This is a genomic window from Lentibacillus salicampi (assembly GCF_004565465.1).
In the GTDB taxonomy this organism is placed as follows: domain Bacteria; phylum Bacillota; class Bacilli; order Bacillales; family Amphibacillaceae; genus Lentibacillus; species Lentibacillus salicampi.
In genome coordinates this window covers 344,070-368,493 of record NZ_SRHY01000001.1, presented here as the reverse complement: position 1 = coordinate 368,493, position 24,424 = coordinate 344,070, and the positions used below count along the sequence as shown (strand labels likewise).

The window sequence follows — 24,424 nt, the reverse complement described above, 5'->3', positions numbered from 1 at the left end:
TTTCGGAGCTTTTTCGATTTACTGTAAAATCTTACTGATGGTATAGACTTCTGTGATCATACCTTCAGTCATAACCTCATTTAACTTTAGCTGCACTACATCTTCCAGGTCAGACAAGCCTGTTTTAAAATCTTCCTCATCCATTTTGGCAAGTTCTTTTATAAGGATATTTTTCAACTGGAACTCCCGCTTTTCAGCCTCTTCTTTTGCTTTTTTGCCATCTGTGACGATTTGAAACTGGATTCGTACAAAACTGCCATTTTGTAAATCAGTCGTGATTTCCGGTGTTTCATACGAGTGTTCAGCAACTTCATCAATCGACTGTGCCTTACCGTCGTTATGGTCATCCGTTATGTATAGAACAATTAAGAGTGCAACTCCCCCAGCCACGAGTAACACAACAAATGAAGTCAGCATTGTTTTCGCAAGGCTACTCACTGACATCACCCGCCTTATAAAACTTGCCATTTAGTCCGATTTGCTTATAATAATCTGTTACAAGGTCTGAAACATCGGCTTCGGAATCTTTCACAAGGAGCTTCTTTCCACTGGTTAACGTAATCGTCGTATCGGGAAGCGACTGTACCTGCTCAATCATAGATGCATTTAATGTAAAAGAGTTCCCATTTAATCTGGTAAGCTTCATCATATGGTAGCGGGAGTGCCTTTTTGCCAGGCACTCCCTGCCTCCTTATTTTAGCGTTTTAGGTTGACAAGTTCCTGCAGAATCTCATCTGATGTTGTAATGATTCTCGTGTTTGCCTGGAATCCACGCTGTGCTGTAATCATTTCCGTGAATTCCTCAGCAAGATCGACATTGGACATTTCCAGTGCCCCGCTGACGATCGTTGCGGCGCCATTTGCTTCCGGCGCTGCTATATTGGCCTCACCTGAGTTGTCCGTTTCCAGGTAAGTATTCCCGCCATCTTTTTGCAGACCAGCCGGATTCGAAAAAACGGCAACTCCGATTTGCTGGTCATTTACCACGTTATTTTGTCCGTCAACATACGAAACTGTACCATCTTTTTGAATGTTAATACTTGTCGCGTCATCCGGGATTGTCAATGGTGAGTTTCCATCACTTCCTACCAGATAGTAGCCATCAGAATTCACAATGCTGCCGTCAGTATCCAGATAAAAATTTCCGGAACGAGTATATGCTTGTCCATTTGGTGTCTCCAGCACAAACATCCCGTCACCTTCCAGCTGCAGGTCTAATGGGTTGCTGGTTGTTTGGCTGAATCCCTGCGTATGAATATCATCGATTGAACCTAATTGTGAGCCTAACCCGACTTGGGAAGGATTCACACCACCGCGATCATCAGTTGGCCCAGATGCCCCTGTTGTCGTCTGGCTCAAAAGATCCTGAAATGTCACCCGCCCTTTTTTGAAACCTGCCGTATTGACATTGGCAATATTGTTGCCAATCACATCCAATTTTGTCTGAAATCCTTTCATTCCGGATATGCCTGCATACATGGAACGTAACATAGTTATTATTTCTCCCCTTTATTGGTTTTTGGTTTCTGATTCCACGCTGTATCAATCAGTCAACAACGTGAAGGCATCCCAATCGGGTCCAGCCTATTCATTAATCAGAATCGCGCCGTTAATGTTTGTAAAAATTCTGCTTGATGCCTCTGCTTTATTCATAGCTGTTACGACCGTATTGTTCCTAGTGCTGACAAGTAATGCTGCGTCATCGGTCAGGACGAGTGAGTCGGTTACTCCTTTTTCTCTGGCGTCAGCCATTCTTTCTGAAATAGCCTGCCACTGGTTTTCGTTGATGGTGATATTCCGATCGTTTAATCGTTTTTTCGCGTGTTTGCTGATTTTCACATCTTGTAAATCGGCTAACACATCTCGAAAATTTGTTTTGGTTTTCCTTTCGGCTGACTTTTTGACAGACGGCAGCGGCATCGTGTGTTGCTGCTGTAATTGATGAACCCGGTGGTCCATTTTATGCACTTCCTTTACCACTTGAATCCGCCATATCGTCTCCCGTACCAGCATTTTCCCCAATCATCCGGGTAATCGCATCAGCATAAATTTTTTCACCATTTTCAAGCTCCAGTACAGCGCGACCTTCATACTGACTGACTGCCAGTACATGGCTTGTTTGGATGTCCAGCTTTTCTCCGGTTTCTTTGTCATATGCCTGATACGAGACATCTTTACCAATCATATGACTGTGTTGAAGAATCGGCGAAACGGTTTGGTTTTGCACAAGCTTGTCAATGGAATTTGTCATATTCGTCATCTGTTCGAGTGATGAAAAGGACGCCATTTGTGAAATAAATTCGGTGTTTTCCATCGGGCTGGTCGGGTCCTGATTTTGCATCTGAGTCATTAATATTTTTAAAAATTCATTTTTACCGAGTTCAGGACTTGGAGCCCGCTCTGTCGGCTTATTATGCAAATAAAGCGACGAATCAATTGTTGTCATAATATTCACCTAAACCTCCTCGTTCATGAATGTGCGCTGCAAATACGATTCAAAACTTTCCTCATCTTCATCCTGATGACCATCGTGTTGCTTAGAATGACCTGACTGTTCCTGATCATCGTGATTATCCATTGACTGTTCACCCTGCCCACGCTGATAAGTTTGTGTTTGGGTTGCGGCTTCCTGCTTTTCAATCACAACCTGTTGTGGTGAAAACATATGCTTCAGCTGATGCATGTTCGATTCCAGCATTTCCTTTACGGCTGTCGACGTCACAACAATTTTCACCGTCATCTCACCGTTCATCTGTGTGAACTTAACCATCATGTCGCCAAGATTTTCCGGACGCAATGTTATGTTAAGCTGTGATGTTCCATTATTCATCGCTAAAAACTTGCTCGTTTTCATAACCTTTTGGAACTGTTCCATCAATTGCTGTCCAGCGGGCCGGGTATTTTGTGTCTGGTTCATATGGATGACATATTGCTCTGCTTTGGTTAATGGCGCTGACGTTGTAAACATGCTGGACGGCTGACTAGATGCCTTTTCAACTGACCCCTGGTTATTCAGTGCATGCTGCAGCCATTTAGCAACATCCGTACTTGTTACTTTCGCACTTGAGTTGTATTGCTGCTTGGTGACGAGCTGATTTCTTTTTTGAAAAGCATGTACCAACTCTCTCCAAGTAGTTTGTTCTTTATTTGTATGAACAGATGATGTTACCATATTGAATGGCCCGCTGCTTTTCCTCTCCAATACCGTCCATTGCTCCAGTAATTTCAATAGCTCCGGAGCCGCTTTGGCTATGCTTTTTTGACCGGTTATTTGTGATAACAGCCTTTCAGCTTTCGCAAATATCGCATCAAATTGTTTTTGAAGAGGTTCGTTATTCAACCATCCTGGTGATGGCGGCATCGTCACAAGAAATGGTGCAGACATATTTTCTTCTTCTGTTTTACTGCCATGTTCCAACTCCAGTTTGCCTATTGCTGTTTTTAATAGGTTCACGATGGCTTCTTTTGATGCTTTGTCGTTCTGCCCTGCAACCGGTGCCCCACTCTTGTCCATAACAAAACTGTTCATGATCTCGTTTAACGTTTGCAGTAATTCTTCCTTTGCAATGGAGCTATCCATCAATTGATTTAACCCATCCAAACCCCGCAGCATGTTTTCCGGAGACATTTTTTCCTGCCCATCTTTTTGGTTATCCGTACTGATTCCTGCGTTTGCTAATAGATTCTCGAAATCCATTGTCTCGTCCGTTCCAGCTGATTCGGCACGATTCTGCTGAAACGTGTTGCCTGTTTTTGTGACTTGCTGAAACATCATTCCGACCGCATTCAATTGCTCACCCCCTTCCAAGTGTCCCTTTTTTCTATTCTGTCTGATTGACGAACTGCTGTGTATATTCCGCAGCCGCATCAGGTTCCATCGCTTCAAAAATTTCACCACGAGCGTCATCCGGCAAATGCTCCAGAATGGCTATGACTAAATCCTCCTCCATACTTTGGAAGATTTGAGCTGCCTTTTCGTTATCCATATCGGAAAAGGATGACGCCATTGTTTTAATGGAATCCGTTTGAGATGTTTCCTTTCCCTCATGTTCTGATGACATCTCGTCTCCAGTTGTTTCGTTTTGTTCAAGTTTTAAAATTTCCTGTTCCATTTCATCAATGGTTGATTCCAAACTGGAAACTTGTTGATTCAATTGATTAATTTCACTATCTTTATCAGCAATCGTCTCCTGCAGTGTAGCTTTCTTTTGTTGTTCTCCCTCTTCCTTATCTGCTGAAATGACATCGGAAACAACAGGAATGCTACTCCCGGTCCGTTTAGCCCAGCCCGCTACATCAACGCCGGTGACCGTTAATATAATCAGCGCCAGGATCATCACTGCTATGAATGGAACAACGATTGTAAACAGGAACCACAGAATCGGATTCATTTTCTTTTTTTTTGAGTTCATATCGGCCGCCATACTAATCACCTGGTTTCCGGCTTAAATATTGCTGAATGGATATGTTATCCATTGATTCGTTTTCATGTTTTTTGGTCATTTCCCGGCTTTTCTCTTGCCGGTGTTCCATTATTTTTTCAAACTTTTTCACTTCGACATGGGCATTGTTCAACCGTTCATGGTTTGCGTCCATTTCATTTCGGGCTTTTTGTACATCGCGCTGTAATTCCACGATTTGATGATTTAATTTTTCGATATAGGTCAACTGCCCTCTTATCTTGTCAATTGGTATCGTTTGTTGCAGATACTCTTCATATGATTGTTCTGCTGTCTCTTTCTTTCTCAATAAACTATATAGTTGTGTCGCCACTTCCTCGAATATATCAATAGACTTCTGATAGGTTTTTTGGGCATTTTTCTTTTCATTCTCACGCACATGTAAAATCCTGGAGAATGCTGCTGTTCCTGCCATCATATTCCTCCATTAAGCAGCTTTTGCATCCGGGCAATCGAATCTTCCAGCGGGTGATAGTCCGATACACCCTGCTTCAAAAATGACATGATCTTAGGGTGATATGAAATGGAACGATCAATTTCCTGGTTCGTCCCCCGTTTATAGGCACCTATCTGAATCAGTTCACGATTCTCCTCGTACCGCCCCATCAGTTCCCTGATTTGCTGAGCTGCTTCCAAATGTTTTTGACTGACAATTTTATTCATGACCCTGCTGATGGACTTTAAACTATTGATAGCCGGAAATTGTCCTTGTTCAGCCAATTTACGATCCAGGATGAAGTGGCCATCCAATATGCCCCGAACAGTATCAGCGATCGGCTCATTCATATCATCGCCATCAACCAATACAGTATAAAAAGCTGTTATGGATCCATCCTTACTAGTTCCTGTTCGTTCAAGCAATTTAGGGAGTACGGCAAATACCGATGGCGTGTAACCTTTCGTTGTAGGCGGTTCACCCGCAGCTAAACCAATTTCACGTTGTGCCATAGCTACCCGTGTGACGGAATCCATCATCATGTTTACTTGAAATCCCAAATCCCGAAAGTATTCGCTGATAGCCGTCGCCGTATAGGCACCTTTTATTCGCATTAAAGCCGGCTGATCAGAAGTGGCCACAACAACGATAGATTTTTTAAGTCCTTCCTCCCCGAGATCATTCTCAATGAACTCCCGGACTTCACGGCCCCTTTCCCCAATCAGGGCAATAATGTTTATATCTGCACTACTGTTGCGGGCAATCATACCAAGTAACGTACTTTTTCCAACACCACTTCCGGCAAAAATCCCGATTCGCTGCCCTTTTCCAACGGTCAGCAAAGAATCAATCGCCTTGACCCCCACTTGAAATGGCTCCGAAATGGGGGGGCGTGATAAGGGATTCGGCGGCGATTGTTCCGTCAAATAGTTTGATAATCCTTTGGGCAGTCTGGAATGATCCATTGGTTTCCCAAGCGAATCAACGACTTTTCCGATTAAACCTCGACCAATTTTAACGGTTAACGGCTTTCCGGTTGATTCTACCAAACAACCGGAGCCGATTTCTGCCACTTCCGCATATGGCATTAAAATGATTTTTTCATTGCTGAACCCAACTACCTCAGCTATGACTGGGTTTTTGTTTTTAGAACTATGTATCCAACAAACTTCGCCGATATTCGCTTCCGGCCCAAGCGATTCAATCATAAGCCCGACCACACGCAGCACTTTCCCATACCGTTTAAATGTATCTGCCTGATGAATGGCCTCACGATATTTTGCCACATTCATTGATTGTTCTCCATACTGATTTCATGCAATGTCTCACGCAACTCCTTCAGCTGTGTATCAATTCCAGCATCAATTTGACCGGAAGGATGTTCGATCAGGCAACTTCCTGCGTTTAAATCGTCATCGATATAAACAGCTATTCTTATATCTTTATCAACAAGGCGCTTCATCTCATCTTTTTGTTGAACAACCAAATCGTAATTGTCCGGGTGCAAATAAATAGCGATGTCCGATTTATCTTTAATTTCCTTTATGGCTGCATGAACAATCGAGATAAATGCATCCGGTTTTTCAGCCAGTTCTTGATGAATAATTTTCCCTGCAATAGTGATGGCAAGGTCTAAAATCGTCTCATCACTTTGCTCAATGGTAGAATAATAATCGTTTGTTGCAGACGTTACGATGTCATTTGCCTCTGTCAGCAATTGTTGATACTGGTCAAGCCCTGCTTGTTTACCTTGTTCAATGCCTGTTGCAAAGCCTTCTTGCTGAGCTTGTTCAATATAACGCTGTTTTTCGGTTTCCCATTTCTTTTTTGCATCCTCGATTTCGTCATTTGTTTGCTGTAATCGTGCTGCCTGCCGATCGTTAATTTGCTTAAGTTCAGCTTGTGCCCGATTGACTTCTGCCTGTAAACGGTGCTGTTCATCTTTTCTCTGAGTGGCATGACCCGATTCAGCCGACTCATGCAATTCAATCGGTCTGACGTTGATACGTTTTTCTTTCAGAGCATGTAATTGATTTGAATCAATACTAGACAATGATATCGTCACCCCCACCGCGTGCAATGACAATTTCGCCAATTTCCTCGAGATGGCGGATCGCCCCAACAATTCTTGTTTGTGCTTCTTCCACGTCACGTAAGCGAACAGGCCCCATATATTCCATCTCTTCTTTAAATGTTTCTGCCATTCGCTGCGACATATTTTTGAAGATAATTTCTTTCACCTCGTCACTGGCAACTTTAAGTGACAGACGTAAATCATCGTTTTCAACTTCCCGTATCACACGCTGTATGGCACGATTATCCAGAACGACAATATCTTCAAATACAAACATACGTTTTTTGATTTCTTCTGCCAGTTCAGGATCCTGTATTTCAAGGGCATCGAGTATCGTTTTCTCAGTACTGCGATCAACACCATTTAACACATCAACAACCGATTCAATGCCACCCGCCTGCGTATAGTCTTCCGTAATGGAAGATGATAGTTTGCGCTCAAGCACTTGTTCCACCTGACTGATAATTTCCGGTGAGGTCGAATCCATTGTGGCAATACGTTTTGCAATTTCCGCCTGCATTTCCTGTGGCAATTCGGATAATATCTGACCGGCTTGCTCCGGCTCAAGGTACGATAATACAAGGGCAATGGTTTGCGGATGCTCATTCTGTATGAAATTCAATACCTGCTGGGGGTCTGCCTTTCGAGCAAAATCAAACGGCCGGACTTGCAATGATGCAGTAAGACGCTTGATGATACTGTTGGCTTCCTCATCCCCAAACGCTTTTTCCAGCACTGTTTTTGCGTATCCAATCCCACCTTGCGAAATATAATCCTGTGCGATCGCAGTCTGGTGAAATTGATCAAGCACATCTTCCTTCAAATGTGATTCAACTTTTTTCACAGATGAGATTTCCAGACTCAGATTTTCAATTTCTTCTTCCGATAAATACTTGTATACCTGTGCAGATACATCCGGTCCCAACGAGATTAATAGAATGGCCGCTTTTTGTTTTCCCGTCAGTGTGTCTTGTCTAGACATGTAAGTCCCACCCCTTAATCATCTGCAATCCAGCTTCTTAACAGCTTGGCGAAATCTTCCGGGTTGTCATTCGCCAATTTTTCCAATTGTTTTCGGCGCCTTTCCGATTCAGATTCTTCAACATCATCTATCTCCGACACACCGGCTGTTATTTCCGGTTCATCTGACACGGTTTCTTCGGTGATGTTCTCTTCATCACTTGCTTTTCTGCTGCGTAACAGTAGAATAATCAGAACAATGATAATAACCAGCAGTGCACCGCCTGCGATATACATCCATAACGGTATTACGGGAGATGAGGCCTGTGGCGATCCGATACTTTCACTGAACTCCTGAAATACGATAGACGTTTTCTCCTCAGGCTCTATGTCGCCATCATATTCGCCATCAATGGTTGTACTGATAATCGAATCCAAAATCGAGGCGATGCCGGCACTCACTGTTTCCTGTTCTGGTGCTGACAGGTATTGTACGTCGCCGTCCTGTTCACCTTTCACCTCATCAACAGCAACCTGTATACCCAAGTCACGGACTTTATATGGACTTTCCGTAATCTCTTTTCGGACCCGGTTATACTCGTTATTAATCGTCTCTTTTGATGATTCGTATTCTCCGTTTCCCCCTTCTTGGGCAGCCTCATAGGTGGGAATATCCTCATCACCTGTCCCGCCTTCACCACCGACAGGCGGATTACCTTCATAAGTTTCCTCAACGCTTTCAATGCTAACCGGCAGCCCCTCCATGTTCTCGACATCCACCGGCTCGACTAATTCTTCCACACGGTTTTCCTCGGTAAAATCAATATCTGCTGTAACTGAGACAATCACATTTTCCATACCGACCATCGCACCCAGCATTTGCTGAAGACGCTGTTGTACGTCCTTTTCGATATCTTTTTTGACATTTTGCTGATATGTATAGGTATTCTCCTGGTTGATCCCGTTTGGTGAATCCTGATCATAGTATTCAAAATACTGGTTCATAATAGCGATATTTTCTTCATTCAGGTTTGGTACTGCTTTTGAAACCATGTGGTACAAGCTGTTAATCTGATTGCCCTGAAAATGATGTCCGGGGTCTGTATGGATGACAATTGAAGCACTGGCTTCCTGCTTAGAATCACTGACAAAAACGGGCTCTTCCGGCATATTGATCATGACCTCAGCATCGTCAATACCTTCAACCCCCTGGATCAAGGTCGCCAGTTCCGATTGCATAGCGTCAAGTTTAATCATGCTGAATTCATTATCGGTTATCCCCCAGGAGGCATTTTCGCTAAAAAATGAATAGTCGATATTTCCGCTGTTGGGAATCCCCTGGCCTGCAAGGTCAACAAGCAGTGAATCAACATCAGATCCCGGGACTTCAATTGTTTTCCCGCCATTTTTGAGTTCATACGGTACACCTCTGGAATCCAGTTCCTCCTTAATTTGACTGACTTCCTGCACTGACAAATCATTATACAATGGAACAAATTCAGAATCAGAGGAAAATAGTATGATGGCTAAAGCCAAAGCAGCAACGATTGCAGCAGAGCCTATTAGAATACCTTTTTGGTTTTTAGAGCGGTCCGTCCAAAAAGATTTAGCTGTATCCTTGAATTCAATTATTTTTTTCTTCATATATTCCCCCGCCAAGTTCTCTTAAAAAACGCGCATTCATTCGTCCTTTAGTAAACGAGTCGTCTTTCTTTACGGACACCCAAAACACATACTGCAGAACGTTATAACAAATCGAACAAAAACCTGGGTATAATAGCAACTCTTAGTACCTAAGTAAAATCGCATGCTTTTTAGAACATGGATACAAGTTGACCATACAGCTTTCTAAATTTGCATCCGCATGATTTTGTTATAAGCATCCGTGACTTTACCTTGAATTTGTACAGAGGTTTCCAGTGTGACACTTGCCTTTTGAGCTGAAATCATGACATTGTGCAAATCTTCAATCTCACCCTTAGCCAATGCCTCTGTTTTTTTATCTGAGGCAACCTGGGCTTCATTGACTTGGTCGATTGCCGATTTAAGTTTGTTCGCAAAATGTTGATGCGCCTCATTCGGTGAGGCGGTTTGTTTTGCTGTTTCAGAATTTGGCATGACTGCCCGGCTGCCGGTGACGCCATTCAAAAACGAACTCATGATATCTCCCCTTATGTACATTGTTCTATCTGTTGACTATGTATAGTTGTGCGGTCACTATTTACCTATTTCAAGTGCTTTCATCAACATACCCTTACTTGCATTTAACGATGTGATATTCGCTTCATAAGACCTTGTTGCACTCATTAAATCCACCATTTCTTTTAAAGGATCCACATTTGGCATCTCAACATATCCAGCTTCATTTGCATCTGGATGCTCTGGATTATAAACTACTTTAAATGGTGATTCATCCTCCGTTATCTGTGATACGTTCACACCTTTACCAACGTCCGTGTTATTTGAATGAACGGCATGATTTAGATAGGATTTAAAGTCATGTTCGGATGGTCTCAACGTTACCATTTTTCTTCTGTACGGTTCATAGTTACCATCTTCATTCATGACAGCCCTTGTTGTCTGTGCATTCGCTATATTGGAAGAAACAACGTCCATACGGAGCCGCTGTGCTGTTAATGAACTTGCACTCGTATTCATGGCATTAAAAATCGACATACTTATCTTCCTCCTCCAACTGCCGTTTTCAGACTGTTAAATTTACCACTTATTCGATCCGCCAAGGCTTGATAGTAAATTTGATTTTTAGCCAGTTCCGCCATTTCCTTATCGATATCAACATTATTCCCGTTATGGTTATACGACGTATGCTGACGTGATACTGTGCGGAATGGTTGATCCGTATTCAGGTGGTTAAAGGGAAGATGTTTTTCATGTGTACGTTTTGACTCGAGTGAAGCAGTCATTTCATCATTCAGAACATTCCTGAATTCTACATTTTTCGCCTTAAACCCTGGTGTATCCACATTTGCGATATTATTGGAAATCGCACGGTTTTTAGCAGATGCATAATTCAGAGAAGATTCAAGCGTCTGGATAGTGCCGGAAAAGAGAGCCACATAATTTCCTCCTATCGTTGTTATCTATGATGCAGGATAAAAAACAACGGTCATAAACAACTGTATCTATACGAATATTGTAATTTAAAATACCTTCAAAGTCCATCATATTTCGACAGTTTTCATTTCGGGGAAAATATTTAATTCTATTTACCTAGGACTTTCGACATTATTTTATACCTTATAATGGTAAATTCTCATGTCTTTTTTCCATTTTTAACTGTAAAATGAAGCTCTTCACCAAAATCCAACGGTGACATTTCACACAAATTGCATGACACCCGTTTAGTGACGTACAAACTGAACTCGGTGTTGCAGATGCTCTGACTCGCTGCTGGATTAATCTGTCCTCATAGGAAAACATGGTGTGCCTGGAGGAGCAAAAGCCTGCTTATCACAGTGGAGAATATGTCGTTTCGGACAACACCAAATGCTCGTCCCACCAAGTTCTCAGCTGTAGCTTTAGCGCTGGATCTGGAAGTGGCTGATAAGGCTGTCCGTTATTCAAAACGATTTCAATCCATCATATCCTGGACATAAAAAAACGGTTATCGCTGGGATAACCGTTTTTGAATCTCCGATAATGCCGGTCTTATCTGGAACGCAATTTTTCCAGTTCAACAAGAAACTTATCGTTCAACACTTTAATGTATGTCCCCTTCATACCGAGTGAACGGGATTCAATAACACCAGCGCTCTCAAGTTTTCTTAAAGCATTGACGATGACGGATCTGGTAATACCAACCCTATCAGCTATTTTACTGGCTACTAGCAAGCCTTCATGACCATTCAACTCTTCAAAGATATGATCAATTGCTTCCAGTTCACTGTATGAAAGTGAGCTAATCGCCATTTGGACAACTGCTTTACTTCTGGCTTCGAGTTCAATTTCTTCTGTTTTTTCATGCAGGATTTCCATACCGACAACAGTCGCACCATATTCACCAAGGAGCAAATCATCTTCATTGAAACTGTCCGAAAGCCTGCTCAGAACCAATGTACCCAAACGGTCACCACCGCCAATAATCGGAACAATCGTCGTCAAACCGTTTTTGAACAATTCGCGATTTTCAACAGGGAAAGCCGTAAATGGACTGTCAATATCCAGATTAGCAGTTGTTTCAAAAATATTAAACAACCCTTGTGTATATTCTTCAGGAAATTGTCGTTCCTCGAGCATTGATTTCATACGCTCATTTTCAATTTCCTGATTAATCGCATAGCCCAGTAGCTTGCCTCTTCTGCTGAGAATAAACACATTTCCTGTGATGACATCTCTGAGTGTTGCTGACATGTCGTTGAAATTCACTGATTTGCCCGTTGTCTTTTGCAGCATCGCATTAATTTTTCGTGCGCGTTCTAAAAGTTCCATTTTAAATATCCTCCATTTCATTCATTCCATTTAAAGAATAAATTGACTTAAATCTTTATTTGTTATGATATTGCTTAATTTTTTATCAACATAATCGTCTGTAATTTCAATTCTTTCCATGTTAATATCAGGAGCTTCAAACGACAAGTCTTCCAACAATTTTTCAAGTATTGTGTGAAGTCTCCTGGCACCGATATTATCCGTGTCCTGATTAACCTGAAAAGCAATTTCTGCCAATCTATTTACAGCTTGGTCTGTAAACACAACATTTATACCTTCTGTTTTTAATAATGCCGAATATTGTTTCAATAGAGCATTAGACGGTTCTTTCAAAATCTGTTTAAAATCTTCAACAACTAATTTTTCCAGTTCCACCCGTATCGGGAATCGTCCTTGCAGCTCCGGTATCAAGTCAGATGGTTTTGCCATATGGAATGCACCTGCTGCAATGAACAGCATATGATCTGTTTTAACAGGGCCGTGCTTGGTCACAACCGTTGACCCTTCCACAATTGGTAAAATATCCCTTTGAACACCTTCACGTGATACATTTGCGGAATTGTCCTGTTTGCCGGAAACTTTATCAATCTCATCAATAAATAAGATCCCCGACTGTTCGGCGTGACTGATTGCTTCCTGTGCGGCTTCCTCCATATCAACAAGCTTTTGGGCTTCCTGGGCTGTTAAGACTTTCCGCGCTTCTGATACGGGGAGCTTTCGTTTTTTCTTTTTTTTCGGCATAAACTGACCAAGGGCATCTTGCATGTTTGTTCCCATTTGCTCCATGCCTGAACCTTGCAGCATGTCAAACATCGATGGAGGGGGCTCTTCAATCTCCACTGTTACTATCTTATCTTCCAGTTCCCCTAATGCCAGCTGATGTTCAATCCGCTTTCGTTTATTTCTAATTTCCTCGTCGTTATTCGTTGAATCAGATTCGTCATCATTTTCATCCTGCGCCGAAAATAACATTTCGAACGGATTTTTCATATTGTTTTGCTTTTTTTCCTGTGGAACGAGCAGCTCGACCAGTTTTTTATTGGCTTCTTTTTCAGCACGGCCTTTTACTTCATTCATTTTTTCTTCTTTTACCATGCGCAGCGACATTTCAACCAAATCGCGAACCATTGATTCGACATCACGTCCGACGTAACCGACTTCAGTAAATTTGGTCGCTTCAACTTTTACAAATGGAGCGTTCACCATACTTGCCAGCCGACGTGCAATTTCAGTTTTGCCGACTCCGGTAGGACCAATCATCAAAATATTTTTCGGCACAATTTCATCTTTGATTTTCTCGTCAAGCTTCATGCGGCGGTAACGGTTCCGCAATGCCACGGCAACTGATTTTTTAGCATCTGTCTGACCGACTATATAGTGGTCCAGCTGCTCCACGATCTGTTTTGGAGTATAATCAATCCCCATTCAACAATGGCCTCCTTATTAATCAAGTACCTTCAGCGTAATATGGTCATTTGTATAGATGCATATTTCACCAGCTATCTCAAGAGCTGACCTGGCAATTTCTTTTGCTGAAAGATCGTTTCCGTGTCTGACTAACGCCCTGCCGGCACTCAACGCATAATTCCCGCCGGAGCCAATTGCAAGAATACCATCATCGGGCTCGATAACCTCACCGGTTCCTGATACAAGGAACATTTTCTCCTTATTCATGACGATAAGCATCGCTTCCAGTTTGCGAAGCACCTTATCACTTCGCCATTCTTTCGCCAACTCCACCGCAGCCCTGGCAAGATTGCCATCGAAAGCTTCCAGTTTTTCCTCAAACTTTTCAAATAATGTAAACGCGTCGGCTACAGAACCTGCGAACCCCGCAAGAACCTGGCCCTTATACAGCGTACGGACTTTTTGTGCTTTATGCTTCATAACAACAGCATTGCCCAGTGTGACCTGACCGTCACCGCTCATCGCACACTGTCCATCATGTTTTACAGCAAAAATGGTTGTCGCATGCATCTCAGCTGCCACATTCATCACCTCTTCCCAGGAAGATTATTCTTTTGCTCTCGGATGACTATTCATATAGACATGACGCAACCGATCCTTGGTCACATGAGTATATATTTGGGTCGACGATAAATTTTCATGCCCAAGTAACTCCTGGACCGTACGAAGATCAGCACCTTCGTTCAACAAATGGGTAGCAAATGTATGACGTAATTTATGTGGGTGCACATGAACGGTCATGGCGGCTTTTTCAACCATTTTATTCAAGATCTTACGAATTCCCCTAGCCGTTAACGGACCGCCTCTGGCATTCAGAAAGACATTGTCACGAGCAGAATCTGCTTTATCCAACAGTTTTTCTCGCCCATCATTTATGTACGTCTCAAGCGCAACTTCGGCAAAACGACCAAATGGCATATATCGCTCCTTGTTGCCTTTCCCCTTGATGAACATAGTGCCGATGGTAAAATCGATATCCGAAAGCTTTAATCCCTGACATTCGCTGACACGCAGGCCTGTTGCATAAAGCGTTTCGATTAGCGCTTGGTTACGCTGTCCAAGCGGATCAGTTAAATCGTTTACTTCAAATAATTTTTCCAATTCCTCCATATACAAAAACCCCGGTATAGGCCTCGCGGATTTTGGGATGCTCACATAGATAAACGGGTTATCTGCCACGCGATTATGACGTTCCAGAAAACGATAAAAACTTTTCAGGCTGGAGATTTTTCGGGACACAGATCTGCGCCCCAGTTTTTTGTCATACAATCTTGTCAGGTACACGCGAATTATTTGATAATCGACATCCTGAAGACGGCTGATGGCTTCCTCATCCAGAAAAGCAAAAAAACTCTCCAAGTCATCCATATAAAATTCAACGGTATATGGTGAAGCATTCTTTTCAATTTGCAAATACTCTCTAAATGCTTTACTGACGTCTGCAAAGTTACTCAATTTCACACCCCGCTTAACAGCGAATAAAGCATACCATACAAATTATCTGAATGCAATGGACTTCACAAAATTATGATAAAATTCAGAAACGAACCTAAACCTTTCGAAAAAATAAGTCTTTCAAATCAACCAATCTTTACGAATACGCATCACCATAACTGTCAAGTAAAATTACCTTACCAATGCGCAATTATATCTGTTTCGTTTTAAATAGTCAACAGCTAAGAATTGAATTATCAAAAAACTGCCATTTTCATGAACAAAATGTGAAAGTTTCATCACAAAAAATCCTTTCTGATACCATTACCCCAACTATCGACGGGTAAACGTGTTCTTTAATATTTCTGACAGAACATAAAGAAAAGCGCGGCGGGATGCCTTGTTCACCCTCCCCGAAAAGCTTAAGCAGGAATTTGTAGTGGCGGGTTTTGCCACGTAAATGATGGCTTAAGACCTCAAGGGGGCAGGCGCTGGAGCTGGACGTGACTGACTAGGTTACCAGTTATCCACAGCGCTTTTAAAAATATAATTTCCTGGACAACAAGAAAACTGCCTGTCATTTGCAGGCAGTCAATTTTGTGCAGTTTCCTTATAATCACAATTGGTGCATTGGACGCGAGTTTCTTTTTTTGTCTTTTTCTCCACCAGTAATGATCCGCACTTCGGACATGGTCTTGAAACAGGTTTATCCCAGGAAACAAAATCACACTCAGGATAACGGTCACACCCATAAAATTTCCGGTTCTTTTTCGACTTCCGTTCAACGACATTGCCTTCTTTACATTTTGGGCACGTGACACCAATTTTCTTTAGAATCGGTTTAGTATTGCGGCACTCCGGAAAATTGGAACATGCCAGGAATTTACCGTATCTCCCCATTTTATAAACCATTTCATGTCCGCAGTTTTCACACGTAATACCGGCAGGCTCATCACGAATTTCGACTTTTTCCATTTCCTGCTCAGCTATTTCCAAACGCTTTTTGAACCCTCCGTAAAAGTCATCCAGAACATTGATCCACTCTGTTTTGCCTTCCTCAATGGCATCCAGATCTTCTTCCATCTTAGCCGTGAAACCAATATCAATGATTTTCGGGAAGAATTCTTTCATGACATCAATCACAATTTCACCCAGTTCGGTCGGTACAAATCGTTTGCTGTCAAGCTGTACATAACCTCTGCGCTGAATTGTATCGAGCGTGGGGGCGTATGTTGAAGGCCGTCCAATCCCCTGCTCTTCCATTGTCCGGACCAGTCTCGCTTCCGTATATCTCGGCGGTGGCTGGGTGAAATGCTGGTTTGGTGTGATGTCATTCGCATCCACAACCATACCTTCACGCAAATCAGGCAGAAATTTGTTTTCATCTTTTTTCTTGTCGTCCGTTCCTTCTACATAGACTTTCATGAACCCTTTAAATTTTACTTTGGACCCGGAAGCACGGAACTCAACACCATTGTTCAACAAATGGACGGTCATCGTATCCATGACAGCCGGTGCCATTTGACTTGCCAGAAACCGTTCCCAGATAAGTTTATAAAGGCGAAATTGATCCCGTGATAAAACCGCTTTCAATGATTTGGGATCACGCGTGACTGAAGTAGGTCTTATGGCTTCGTGTGCATCCTGTGCACCTTCTTGCTTTTTAGCTTTCTTGGCGTAACCCTTATAATTTTGGCCGTATTGTTCTTCAATATAACTGCCGGCTTCCTGTTTGGCAGTCTCAGAAATTCTTGTGGAATCAGTACGCATATACGTTATGAGCCCGGTGGTCCCGCCTGCTTTTTTACCCAAATCGATTCCTTCGTATAATTGCTGAGCAACCATCATAGTTTTTTTGGCTCGAAAATTAATCTTACGGGCCGCTTCCTGCTGTAATGATGACGTTGTAAATGGTTTTGCCGGATTCCGTTTACGTTCACGTTTATTCACTTTATCAACTGAAAATCTTTTCCCTTCCAGCTTTTCAGTGATTTTATTTACATCCGCTTCGGATTTCAGCTCCTGTTTTTTGCCGTCGACGCCATAAAATGCACCTTCAAAAATATCATCATCTTTTTGAAAATGAGCATCAATGGACCAGTATTCTTCCGGTTTGAAATTCTCAATTTCTTTTTCGCGGTCACTGATCAATTTTAAGGCCACCGATTGTACTCTTCCGGCACTCAGCCCTTTTTTGATTTTTTTCCATAGTAACGGGCTTATGTTGTACCCGACTAAGCGATCAAGTATTCGCCGAGCCTGCTGAGCGTCCACCAAATCATGATCGATCGACCGCGGATGTTTGAAGGATTCTTTGATCGCGTCTTTCGTGATTTCATTGAAAACAACCCGGCATTCGGAGTTTTCATCGATATTCAGTGCGTACGCCAAGTGCCAGGCAATAGCTTCACCTTCTCTGTCAGGGTCGGCTGCGAGATATACTTTTTTTGCCTTTTTGGCAGCTGACTTTAACTCTTTCAATACATCGCCTTTACCGCGAATCGTAATATATTTTGGCTTGAACGCGTTTTCCGGATCGACACCCGTTTGGCTTTTCGGCAAGTCACGGACATGACCCATCGATGCTTTTACTTTATATTTTTTCCCCAAGTAACGTTCGATCGTCTTCGCTTTTGCCGGCGATTCAACGATCACGAGGTAATCAGACATATCGTTTCCTCCCAGATTTGCATCCATAAATTGAATTCAAAAATCTCCACTAATATTAAATAGTTACACTGTGTTTGTCAAACATGTTATGAAATTTGTTCGGTTCATATGACCCAATTTGGTTCGATTCGGACCCAGTCTTCCAAAATATCATCCGGCCGCTGCACCAGCTTTGCACCATCCTGTATCATTTTGTGACAGCCTGCTGTATGCGGCGTTAACGGTGATCCCGGAAGTGCATACACTTCTCTCCCCTGATCCAGTGCTTGATCAACCGTAATAAGTGTACCGCTTTTTTCAGTCGCTTCAATAACAAATGTACCAAAACTTAATCCACTGATAATCCGATTGCGTTCGGGAAAGTGAAATCGTTCGGGTGGGACGTCCGGGGGGTATTCGGATAGTAGTAACCCTGTTGCTGCAATCTGTTTGAAAAGGTTTGTATGATGTTTTGGATAAATATGATTGAAACCGCTGCCCATGACAGCAATCGTTTTCCCGTTATTTTGAACTGCGAGCTGGTGAGCATAACTGTCAATTCCCGCAGCCATACCACTGACAATGACCCAGTTTTGTTGTACGAAGGGCAGCACGTATTTTTTCATTTTCAGCATGGCTTCACGTGATGGTCTTCTTGTACCGATCACACTTAGTATTGGATTTTGTGCCAGTAAGTGAATATCACCAATCGCATATAATACCAGTGGCGCATCTTTAATAGTTTTTAACACAAACGGATAGATATCGTCAACTACTGTTATGACCTTCACTGATTTAAGGTCGTGTTGAATTTGGGATTTTAATGCTGTGTTGCGGAGATCCGTATGAAATAAAGAGGCTTTTTTCAAAGGCAGGGAAAAAAACTGACTGATTTCGGAAGCAGTGAGACGATAGATCGTTTCCAATGTGCGGTCATGATGAGCAAACCTTCTGATTGTCCTCCGGGTAACACCGCGGCAACGGCTAATGTGGATTAAACGCTTTCGAACCATTTCCAATCTATCACGCCCTTATATTAATTTGGAACCCAAAAATCATGTATTTTTGGGTTCCCGACAATTACCAAGTTAGTGGGTTTTACATTTTTCCTGCAAACCATTTTCCTTTAAAACATTGATCATTGTTTCGCCGATTTCTGCAGGCGTATCAGCTGTTTTAATGCCGCACTCGTTCATAACGCGAATTTTCTCATCAGCTGTTCCTTTGCCGCCGGAAATAATAGCACCAGCATGGCCCATCCGTTTTCCCGGAGGTGCTGTTGCTCCGCCAATGAAACCAATAACGGGTTTATCCATATTGGCCTTGACCCATTCAGCTGCTTCCTCTTCATCGGTTCCGCCAATTTCACCGATCATCACAACGGCTTCTGTTTCCGCATCCTCATTGAAAGCCGACAGGGCATCAATAAAACTTGTACCAATTACAGGGTCGCCGCCAATTCCAACGGCTGTTGTTTGGCCATAACCTGCTTCAGATAATTGATGTACCGCCTCATATGTCAGTGTACCTGAACGGGAAATAACACCGATATGGCCTTTTTTATGAATATACCCCGGCTGAATACCAATCTTACATTCATCTGCCGTGATGACTCCTGGGCAATTGGGACCTACAAGCCGTGTCTTTTTACCTTCCATTGCCCGTTTTACTTTGACCATATCCATGACGGGAATGTGTTCCGTAATACAGATGACAAGATCCAATTCGGCATCCACCGCTTCCAAAATAGCGTCTGCTGCAGCTGGTGCCGGCACATACACAACGGATGCATTGGCTCCTGTTTCATCAACAGCATCCTGTACAGTGTTAAATACAGGTACCCCTTCCACTTCTGTACCGCCTTTTTTCGGTGTGACACCACCAACGATTTTGGTACCATATTCAAGCATTTGCTTTGTATGGAATTTGGCTGTTCCGCCGGTAATTCCCTGGACAATTACTTTTGTATCTTTATTAACATATACACCCATTTTCGTCCGTCCTTTCATTGATAATTTACCCGCTTTCAAAAATAGTTATTAGCTATTTTCTAAAAGGTTATTGTTTCTGACACAAAATCTATAGAATGCGAAGTAAGTGCTTTGTTGATTTCCGTTCCGGGCAGTCGCTTTCCGCGGGCAACGCTTCAGCCTCCTCGGAAGAAAACCGCTTCCTGCTCAGGTCTAGCTGTTGCTTTTCCCGCAGGAGTCGACTGCCCTCCACTCCAATCAACAATCACAAGTGAGCTTAAGCAACAAATAAAAGCAAACAGAATACAAAGCACAATACTAGCGGAGGAAATACACGGAGACTCCTGCGGGACTAGTGGCCAAAGTGAGACCCCGCAGCGAGGAACGAGCGAGGAGGCTCACGGGACACCCGCGGAATGCGCAGTGTATTTCCGGAGCGGTAGAAGACGCACTGACTTCCACCAGAAGTTACTTCGCATTTTATCTCAACTACGTGAAGCAACAAAATTTACGAAAAAAGCCTAGTTATTTAACTGCGGAAACGATTTTTTCTGCACCGTCAGCCATGGATCCAGCTGATGTGATGTTTAATCCTGATTCGTCAAGAATTTTCTTGCCTAAATCAACATTCGTACCTTCCAGTCTTACTACAAGCGGAATATCCAGTCCTACCTGTTTCGTCGCTTCCACAACACCTTCAGCAATCACATCACATTTCATGATGCCACCGAAAATGTTTACAAAAATACCTTTAACATGTGAATCGGACAAAATGATTTTGAATGCTTCAGTCACCTTTTCAGCAGTCGCACCGCCGCCAACATCAAGGAAGTTCGCTGGGTCGCCGCCATAATGTTTAATGATATCCATTGTCGACATAGCAAGTCCTGCACCATTAACCATGCAACCGATGTTGCCGTCCAGTGAAACATAGCTTAAATCATACTTGGAAGCTTCAGTTTCTTTCTCGTCTTCTTCTTCCAGGTCGCGCAAATCAACAATATCTTTATGACGGAATAATGCGTTATCGTCAAAATTAAGTTTAGAATCGAGTGCCATGACCTGACCATCACCTGTTGTAACAAGTGGGTTGATCTCAGCAATAGAGCAATCTTTTTCAACAAATACGTTATAAAGACCAATCATGAATTTCGCTGCTTTGCCGATCAACTCGTCGGGAATATTAATGTTAAATGCGAGTCTGCGAGCTTGATAACCGGTAAGTCCAACGACTGGATCGATGACTTCTTTAAAAATCTTCTCCGGTGTTTCGGCAGCGACATCTTCAATTTCTGTACCGCCTTCTTCCGATGCCATCATAACAACCCGTGAAGTCGCACGGTCAAGCACAAGTCCCACATAATATTCGTTTTGAATGTCACAGCCTTCTTCAATCAACAAACGTTTTACTTCTTTACCTTCAGGACCAGTTTGATGTGTCACCAGATTTTTGCCTAAAATTTCGTCTGCATATGTACGCACGTCATCCAAATTTTTGGCGATTTTGACACCCCCGGCCTTGCCCCGTCCGCCAGCATGAATTTGTGCTTTGACAACAAAAACGTCACTATCCAGCTTTTCAGCAGCGCGGGCGGCTTCATCAATCGTATATGCAACATGCCCATTCGGAACATTTACGCCGGATTCGCGCAAAATATCTTTGCCCTGATACTCATGAATGTTCATCTTTCATCCTCCCATCAATTTTCAGTGCATCCCCATTGTATAAAAAAACTACGGATTTCACAAGAATTAGCGACTTATGGCAAAACTTGTTCTATTTAATACAAATCGATCCAAAATCTACGGTAGAAATAAATAAAAATGATAACGATCAGCTAACTAGAGGCAGCTGGGCACAAGCCCACGGTTAAGAGCCTGCTATACTAATCGTTCACAGGTCGCCAAAAGGGGCATGAAATTTATAAAAACAATGCCCCTTTTCGGCCATTTCGAACGATTATATATATGAACAGGGATATTCGTTAGCTATCCCCCAAGCGCTGATCGATCCTGTATACGAAAGCAAACACTTCAGCGACCGCCTGATAAAGCTCTTCAGGGATCGTTTCATTGATATTTAATTCACCCAGAAGTTCAACCAGTGATTCGTCTTCCTGCACCGGAACATGATTTTCTTTTGCTTTTTGAATAATGGCTTCTGCGGTTAATCCTTTGCCGGTTGCCGTCACTCTCGGAGCCTGTTCATGATCCTGGTCATATCGCATCGCAACAGCTTTATGTCGGTTTTCTGTCATATCCGGTAATCAACTCCTTGATAAGGTTTGTGATAATCTGTCTTAACGGTTTGCTGAGCAGGCTCACTTTTTTCATGCATCGGTTTAAACGTCACCATGGATAGCTGATAATGAAGCGACGCCAGTCCTTCATCCAATATTGATTGAAATCCCGTCAACTGTTCTGTTAGATTCTCATGGTCATTGTATACGGTTATCGAAACAGCTCGTTTTTGTACATGCATATCAATAACCGTTTCTTTTAAACGTGCCAGATTCAAGTGAAACAAAACACGGCAGGAGTCAGGGCTGATGGTTCCATCTTTCGTTTTATGGCCGAAAAATTCCATCTGTACATCATCCGGGAGACCCAACTTTTGACCCGGCATTTGCAGATTTGCCTGGATACCGCCTGCCGTTTCGTTGACCGATTGTATTTGCATGCCGTTCAGAAAATGCAAGAACTGCTGCGAGCGTTCATGAACGGCAGAGTCGCTTTGCTGCATCAGTTGAAGCAGCAGGGATTTAATGGTCGTCTGCTGTTCATGGAATCGATTGGCAGCAAGCTGATTTTCATAATTTAAACCGGTAGATTGCAGCACTTGCTGGATCTGACTTAGGAATTGCTCTTTCGGTGATGAAAAAAGTAGGGTATGGTCCATTTTTAACATTTCGGCATGATTCAGCTGAAACGGCAGTTGTCCAGTGACGTTGCCGCCTTGCCTGGCAAACATTGCCCATTCAGCTTTCCACGTGGGAAAATCCACCTCTGCATCGACAACACCGGCAGCTTTTAACATTCGAAAAAGCTGTTGGTTGTCAGTTGAAGCCTCTGTCATAATTTGTTTGGCTAATGCCTGGCTGGCTGATGATGGTTTGATCAGCTGGTCTAGTCGATGCACCAGTTGTTGCTGCAGTTTAGTTTGGTCAGGGTTCTGTTTTAATTGGAAAACGAGCGACTCTATTTGCTCTGTCATTCCGGTAGAATTGACAGTGGTCAGCGCCTGATAGACTGAGTGGGTAACAGGAAGCCCAGCAGAAATCATACCTTTGATGGCTTCTAGTGCTTGTGGACTGTTTTTGCTCGTGTCCAGCAACTGAAGAGCCTGCTGCAGTTGTTCTTTTGTAAATGGAATCTTATCTTTGATCAGTGACCGGGTAAATGCAGCGTTGGCTTTCGATGGTTTTAACCCAAGCTGTTGCAACAATTCCATAATACTCCCGCTACCCTGATTTTGCAGCGAATATCCGAGCACCCGCAAATGAACAACATCATCTGACGGCTGTACCTGAAAATGGTACTTCCCACCGACTGCCAGAGACGCTTCCAGCTGTGCAACGATCTTATGCGAACCGAGCCGGATTTGCGCCTTCTGATTAGGGTACAGTTTCAAAACGTTGCCCTGAATGATTTGCCCGGGTCTTAAAGTATGTGGTGTATTGGTAATACCAGACGATGTGATGCGCTTCCCTGACAAGTATTGAACATTCATGAAGAACCCTCCCCCTATTCAGCATTGCGGACCGGTGCAAATGACTTTCGGTGGTATGGTGTAACCCCATGTTCTCTAAGCATGTCCGTATGGTGTTTCGTCCCATAGCCCATATTCGATGCAAAACCATAAATCGGGTATTTCTGATGCAAGTCTTTCATGAGGCGATCCCGGGTTACTTTCGCTAGTATGCTCGCCGCTGCAATGGATACGCTCTCCTGATCGCCTTTGGTTATTGCCTCGGACGTACAGGGTAGCTGATCAAGCGGCACAGCATCAATTAGTACATGGTCAGGAAACGGGGCCAGTTGATGGATCGCATCATACATTGCCAGTTTTGTAGCTTCATAGATATTAACCTGATCAATTTTCTGACTGTCTACAATGGAAATCCCATAGCTCACAGCCTCGTTTTTGATGGTTGTGAAATAATTGTCACGGCTTTTTTCAGTTAATTGTTTGGAATCATTTAACCCAAGTAGTCGAAAATCCCGGGGCAAAATGACTGCAGCTGCAACGACAGGACCCGCCAGCGGACCGCGTCCAGCTTCATCTATACCAGCAATATACCGGCAACCTTCAGCATAACGTGTTTGTTCATGACGGCTCATGCGGATAAAATTTTCTTCCAATGCTCTTTCAGTTAACTTTTGCCGCTCATATCGTTCAATGAGGTGCTGCACACCCTTTCGCTCGTCTGACTTTAGTTCATTTATGTAGGTTTCATCCAATTTATCGGCTTCAAATAATTGCTTCAACACTGCGATCGATTGATGTTCCACATTATTCACCTGC

At 43.0% G+C, this 24,424-nt stretch carries 26 protein-coding genes; all 26 read right to left on the bottom strand.

Annotation, left to right across the window (positions count from 1 at the left end):
* Positions 1–18: 18 nt before the first annotated feature.
* The 26 genes from fliL to E4U82_RS01685 all read right to left on the bottom strand — a co-directional run bounded on the left by fliL (position 19) and on the right by E4U82_RS01685 (position 24,411).
* Positions 19–444, bottom strand: coding sequence for a flagellar basal body-associated protein FliL (gene fliL, locus E4U82_RS01810; protein WP_342447711.1), 426 nt, complete (start codon positions 442–444; stop codon positions 19–21).
* Complete coding sequence (locus E4U82_RS01805; RefSeq protein WP_342447713.1) at positions 431–646, bottom strand: flagellar FlbD family protein; 216 nt, start codon at positions 644–646, stop codon at positions 431–433. Before E4U82_RS01805 ends, fliL begins: the two co-directional genes overlap by 14 nt.
* A gap of 50 nt (positions 647–696) precedes the next feature.
* Entirely contained in the window at positions 697–1,491 is a 795-nt protein-coding gene (gene flgG, locus E4U82_RS01800; protein WP_135108314.1) for a flagellar basal body rod protein FlgG, read from the bottom strand.
* 93 nt (positions 1,492–1,584) lie between these two features.
* Positions 1,585–1,959 carry a TIGR02530 family flagellar biosynthesis protein gene (locus E4U82_RS01795; protein WP_135108313.1) on the bottom strand — a complete coding sequence of 125 codons (375 nt, stop codon included), beginning with the start codon at positions 1,957–1,959 and terminating at the stop codon, positions 1,585–1,587.
* 1 nt (position 1,960) lies between these two features.
* Positions 1,961–2,446 (bottom strand): flagellar hook assembly protein FlgD, encoded by a 486-nt coding sequence (gene flgD / locus E4U82_RS01790; RefSeq protein ID WP_135108433.1) that lies wholly within the window; start codon positions 2,444–2,446, stop codon positions 1,961–1,963.
* A 9-nt stretch (positions 2,447–2,455) separates the two neighbouring features.
* Positions 2,456–3,790, bottom strand: coding sequence for a flagellar hook-length control protein FliK (locus tag E4U82_RS01785; RefSeq protein WP_167751291.1), 1,335 nt, complete (start codon positions 3,788–3,790; stop codon positions 2,456–2,458).
* A gap of 31 nt (positions 3,791–3,821) precedes the next feature.
* Complete coding sequence (locus E4U82_RS01780; protein WP_167751290.1) at positions 3,822–4,412, bottom strand: MotE family protein; 591 nt, start codon at positions 4,410–4,412, stop codon at positions 3,822–3,824.
* A gap of 13 nt (positions 4,413–4,425) precedes the next feature.
* Positions 4,426–4,875 carry a flagellar export protein FliJ gene (gene fliJ / locus E4U82_RS01775; protein ID WP_135108310.1) on the bottom strand — a complete coding sequence of 150 codons (450 nt, stop codon included), beginning with the start codon at positions 4,873–4,875 and terminating at the stop codon, positions 4,426–4,428.
* On the bottom strand, positions 4,875–6,188 hold the full coding sequence (fliI, locus tag E4U82_RS01770) for a flagellar protein export ATPase FliI (protein ID WP_135108309.1): 1,314 nt from the start codon (positions 6,186–6,188) through the stop codon (positions 4,875–4,877). Before fliI ends, fliJ begins: the two co-directional genes overlap by 1 nt.
* The gene (gene fliH, locus E4U82_RS01765) at positions 6,185–6,949 is read right to left on the bottom strand and encodes a flagellar assembly protein FliH (RefSeq protein WP_167751289.1); all 765 of its coding nucleotides are present in this window, start codon (positions 6,947–6,949) and stop codon (positions 6,185–6,187) included. The genes fliI and fliH overlap by 4 nt, the downstream gene beginning before the upstream one ends.
* Entirely contained in the window at positions 6,942–7,952 is a 1,011-nt protein-coding gene (gene fliG / locus E4U82_RS01760) for a flagellar motor switch protein FliG (protein WP_135108307.1), read from the bottom strand. Before fliG ends, fliH begins: the two co-directional genes overlap by 8 nt.
* A gap of 14 nt (positions 7,953–7,966) precedes the next feature.
* Positions 7,967–9,574 carry a flagellar basal-body MS-ring/collar protein FliF gene (fliF, locus tag E4U82_RS01755; protein WP_135108306.1) on the bottom strand — a complete coding sequence of 536 codons (1,608 nt, stop codon included), beginning with the start codon at positions 9,572–9,574 and terminating at the stop codon, positions 7,967–7,969.
* Positions 9,575–9,778: 204 nt separating this feature from the next.
* Positions 9,779–10,048 (bottom strand): flagellar hook-basal body complex protein FliE, encoded by a 270-nt coding sequence (gene fliE / locus E4U82_RS01750; RefSeq protein WP_245183494.1) that lies wholly within the window; start codon positions 10,046–10,048, stop codon positions 9,779–9,781.
* Between the two features lie 99 nt (positions 10,049–10,147).
* A complete protein-coding gene (flgC, locus tag E4U82_RS01745) occupies positions 10,148–10,606 on the bottom strand; it encodes a flagellar basal body rod protein FlgC (protein ID WP_135108304.1) in 459 nt (152 codons plus the stop codon).
* A gap of 2 nt (positions 10,607–10,608) precedes the next feature.
* Positions 10,609–11,007 (bottom strand): flagellar basal body rod protein FlgB, encoded by a 399-nt coding sequence (gene flgB / locus E4U82_RS01740; protein WP_135108303.1) that lies wholly within the window; start codon positions 11,005–11,007, stop codon positions 10,609–10,611.
* A 592-nt stretch (positions 11,008–11,599) separates the two neighbouring features.
* Positions 11,600–12,379 (bottom strand): GTP-sensing pleiotropic transcriptional regulator CodY, encoded by a 780-nt coding sequence (gene codY / locus E4U82_RS01735; protein WP_135108302.1) that lies wholly within the window; start codon positions 12,377–12,379, stop codon positions 11,600–11,602.
* A gap of 30 nt (positions 12,380–12,409) precedes the next feature.
* Entirely contained in the window at positions 12,410–13,804 is a 1,395-nt protein-coding gene (gene hslU / locus E4U82_RS01730; protein ID WP_135108301.1) for an ATP-dependent protease ATPase subunit HslU, read from the bottom strand.
* 18 nt (positions 13,805–13,822) lie between these two features.
* Positions 13,823–14,368 carry an ATP-dependent protease subunit HslV gene (hslV, locus tag E4U82_RS01725; RefSeq protein ID WP_135108300.1) on the bottom strand — a complete coding sequence of 182 codons (546 nt, stop codon included), beginning with the start codon at positions 14,366–14,368 and terminating at the stop codon, positions 13,823–13,825.
* A gap of 24 nt (positions 14,369–14,392) precedes the next feature.
* A complete protein-coding gene (xerC, locus tag E4U82_RS01720; RefSeq protein ID WP_135108299.1) occupies positions 14,393–15,301 on the bottom strand; it encodes a tyrosine recombinase XerC in 909 nt (302 codons plus the stop codon).
* A gap of 570 nt (positions 15,302–15,871) precedes the next feature.
* Positions 15,872–17,950 (bottom strand): type I DNA topoisomerase, encoded by a 2,079-nt coding sequence (gene topA / locus E4U82_RS01715; RefSeq protein ID WP_135108298.1) that lies wholly within the window; start codon positions 17,948–17,950, stop codon positions 15,872–15,874.
* 104 nt (positions 17,951–18,054) lie between these two features.
* A complete protein-coding gene (dprA, locus tag E4U82_RS01710) occupies positions 18,055–18,942 on the bottom strand; it encodes a DNA-processing protein DprA (RefSeq protein ID WP_245183493.1) in 888 nt (295 codons plus the stop codon).
* Positions 18,943–19,017: 75 nt separating this feature from the next.
* On the bottom strand, positions 19,018–19,920 hold the full coding sequence (sucD, locus tag E4U82_RS01705; protein ID WP_135108432.1) for a succinate--CoA ligase subunit alpha: 903 nt from the start codon (positions 19,918–19,920) through the stop codon (positions 19,018–19,020).
* Between the two features lie 504 nt (positions 19,921–20,424).
* On the bottom strand, positions 20,425–21,585 hold the full coding sequence (sucC, locus tag E4U82_RS01700) for an ADP-forming succinate--CoA ligase subunit beta (protein WP_135108296.1): 1,161 nt from the start codon (positions 21,583–21,585) through the stop codon (positions 20,425–20,427).
* A gap of 299 nt (positions 21,586–21,884) precedes the next feature.
* Positions 21,885–22,157, bottom strand: a complete 273-nt coding sequence (locus E4U82_RS01695) for an EscU/YscU/HrcU family type III secretion system export apparatus switch protein (protein WP_135108295.1) — start codon at positions 22,155–22,157, stop codon at positions 21,885–21,887.
* On the bottom strand, positions 22,154–23,629 hold the full coding sequence (locus E4U82_RS01690; protein ID WP_135108294.1) for a hypothetical protein: 1,476 nt from the start codon (positions 23,627–23,629) through the stop codon (positions 22,154–22,156). Before E4U82_RS01690 ends, E4U82_RS01695 begins: the two co-directional genes overlap by 4 nt.
* 14 nt (positions 23,630–23,643) lie before the next feature.
* Positions 23,644–24,411: a ribonuclease HII gene (locus tag E4U82_RS01685; RefSeq protein ID WP_209300521.1), complete on the bottom strand. Its 768-nt coding sequence runs from the start codon at positions 24,409–24,411 to the stop codon at positions 23,644–23,646.
* Positions 24,412–24,424 lie beyond the last annotated feature (13 nt).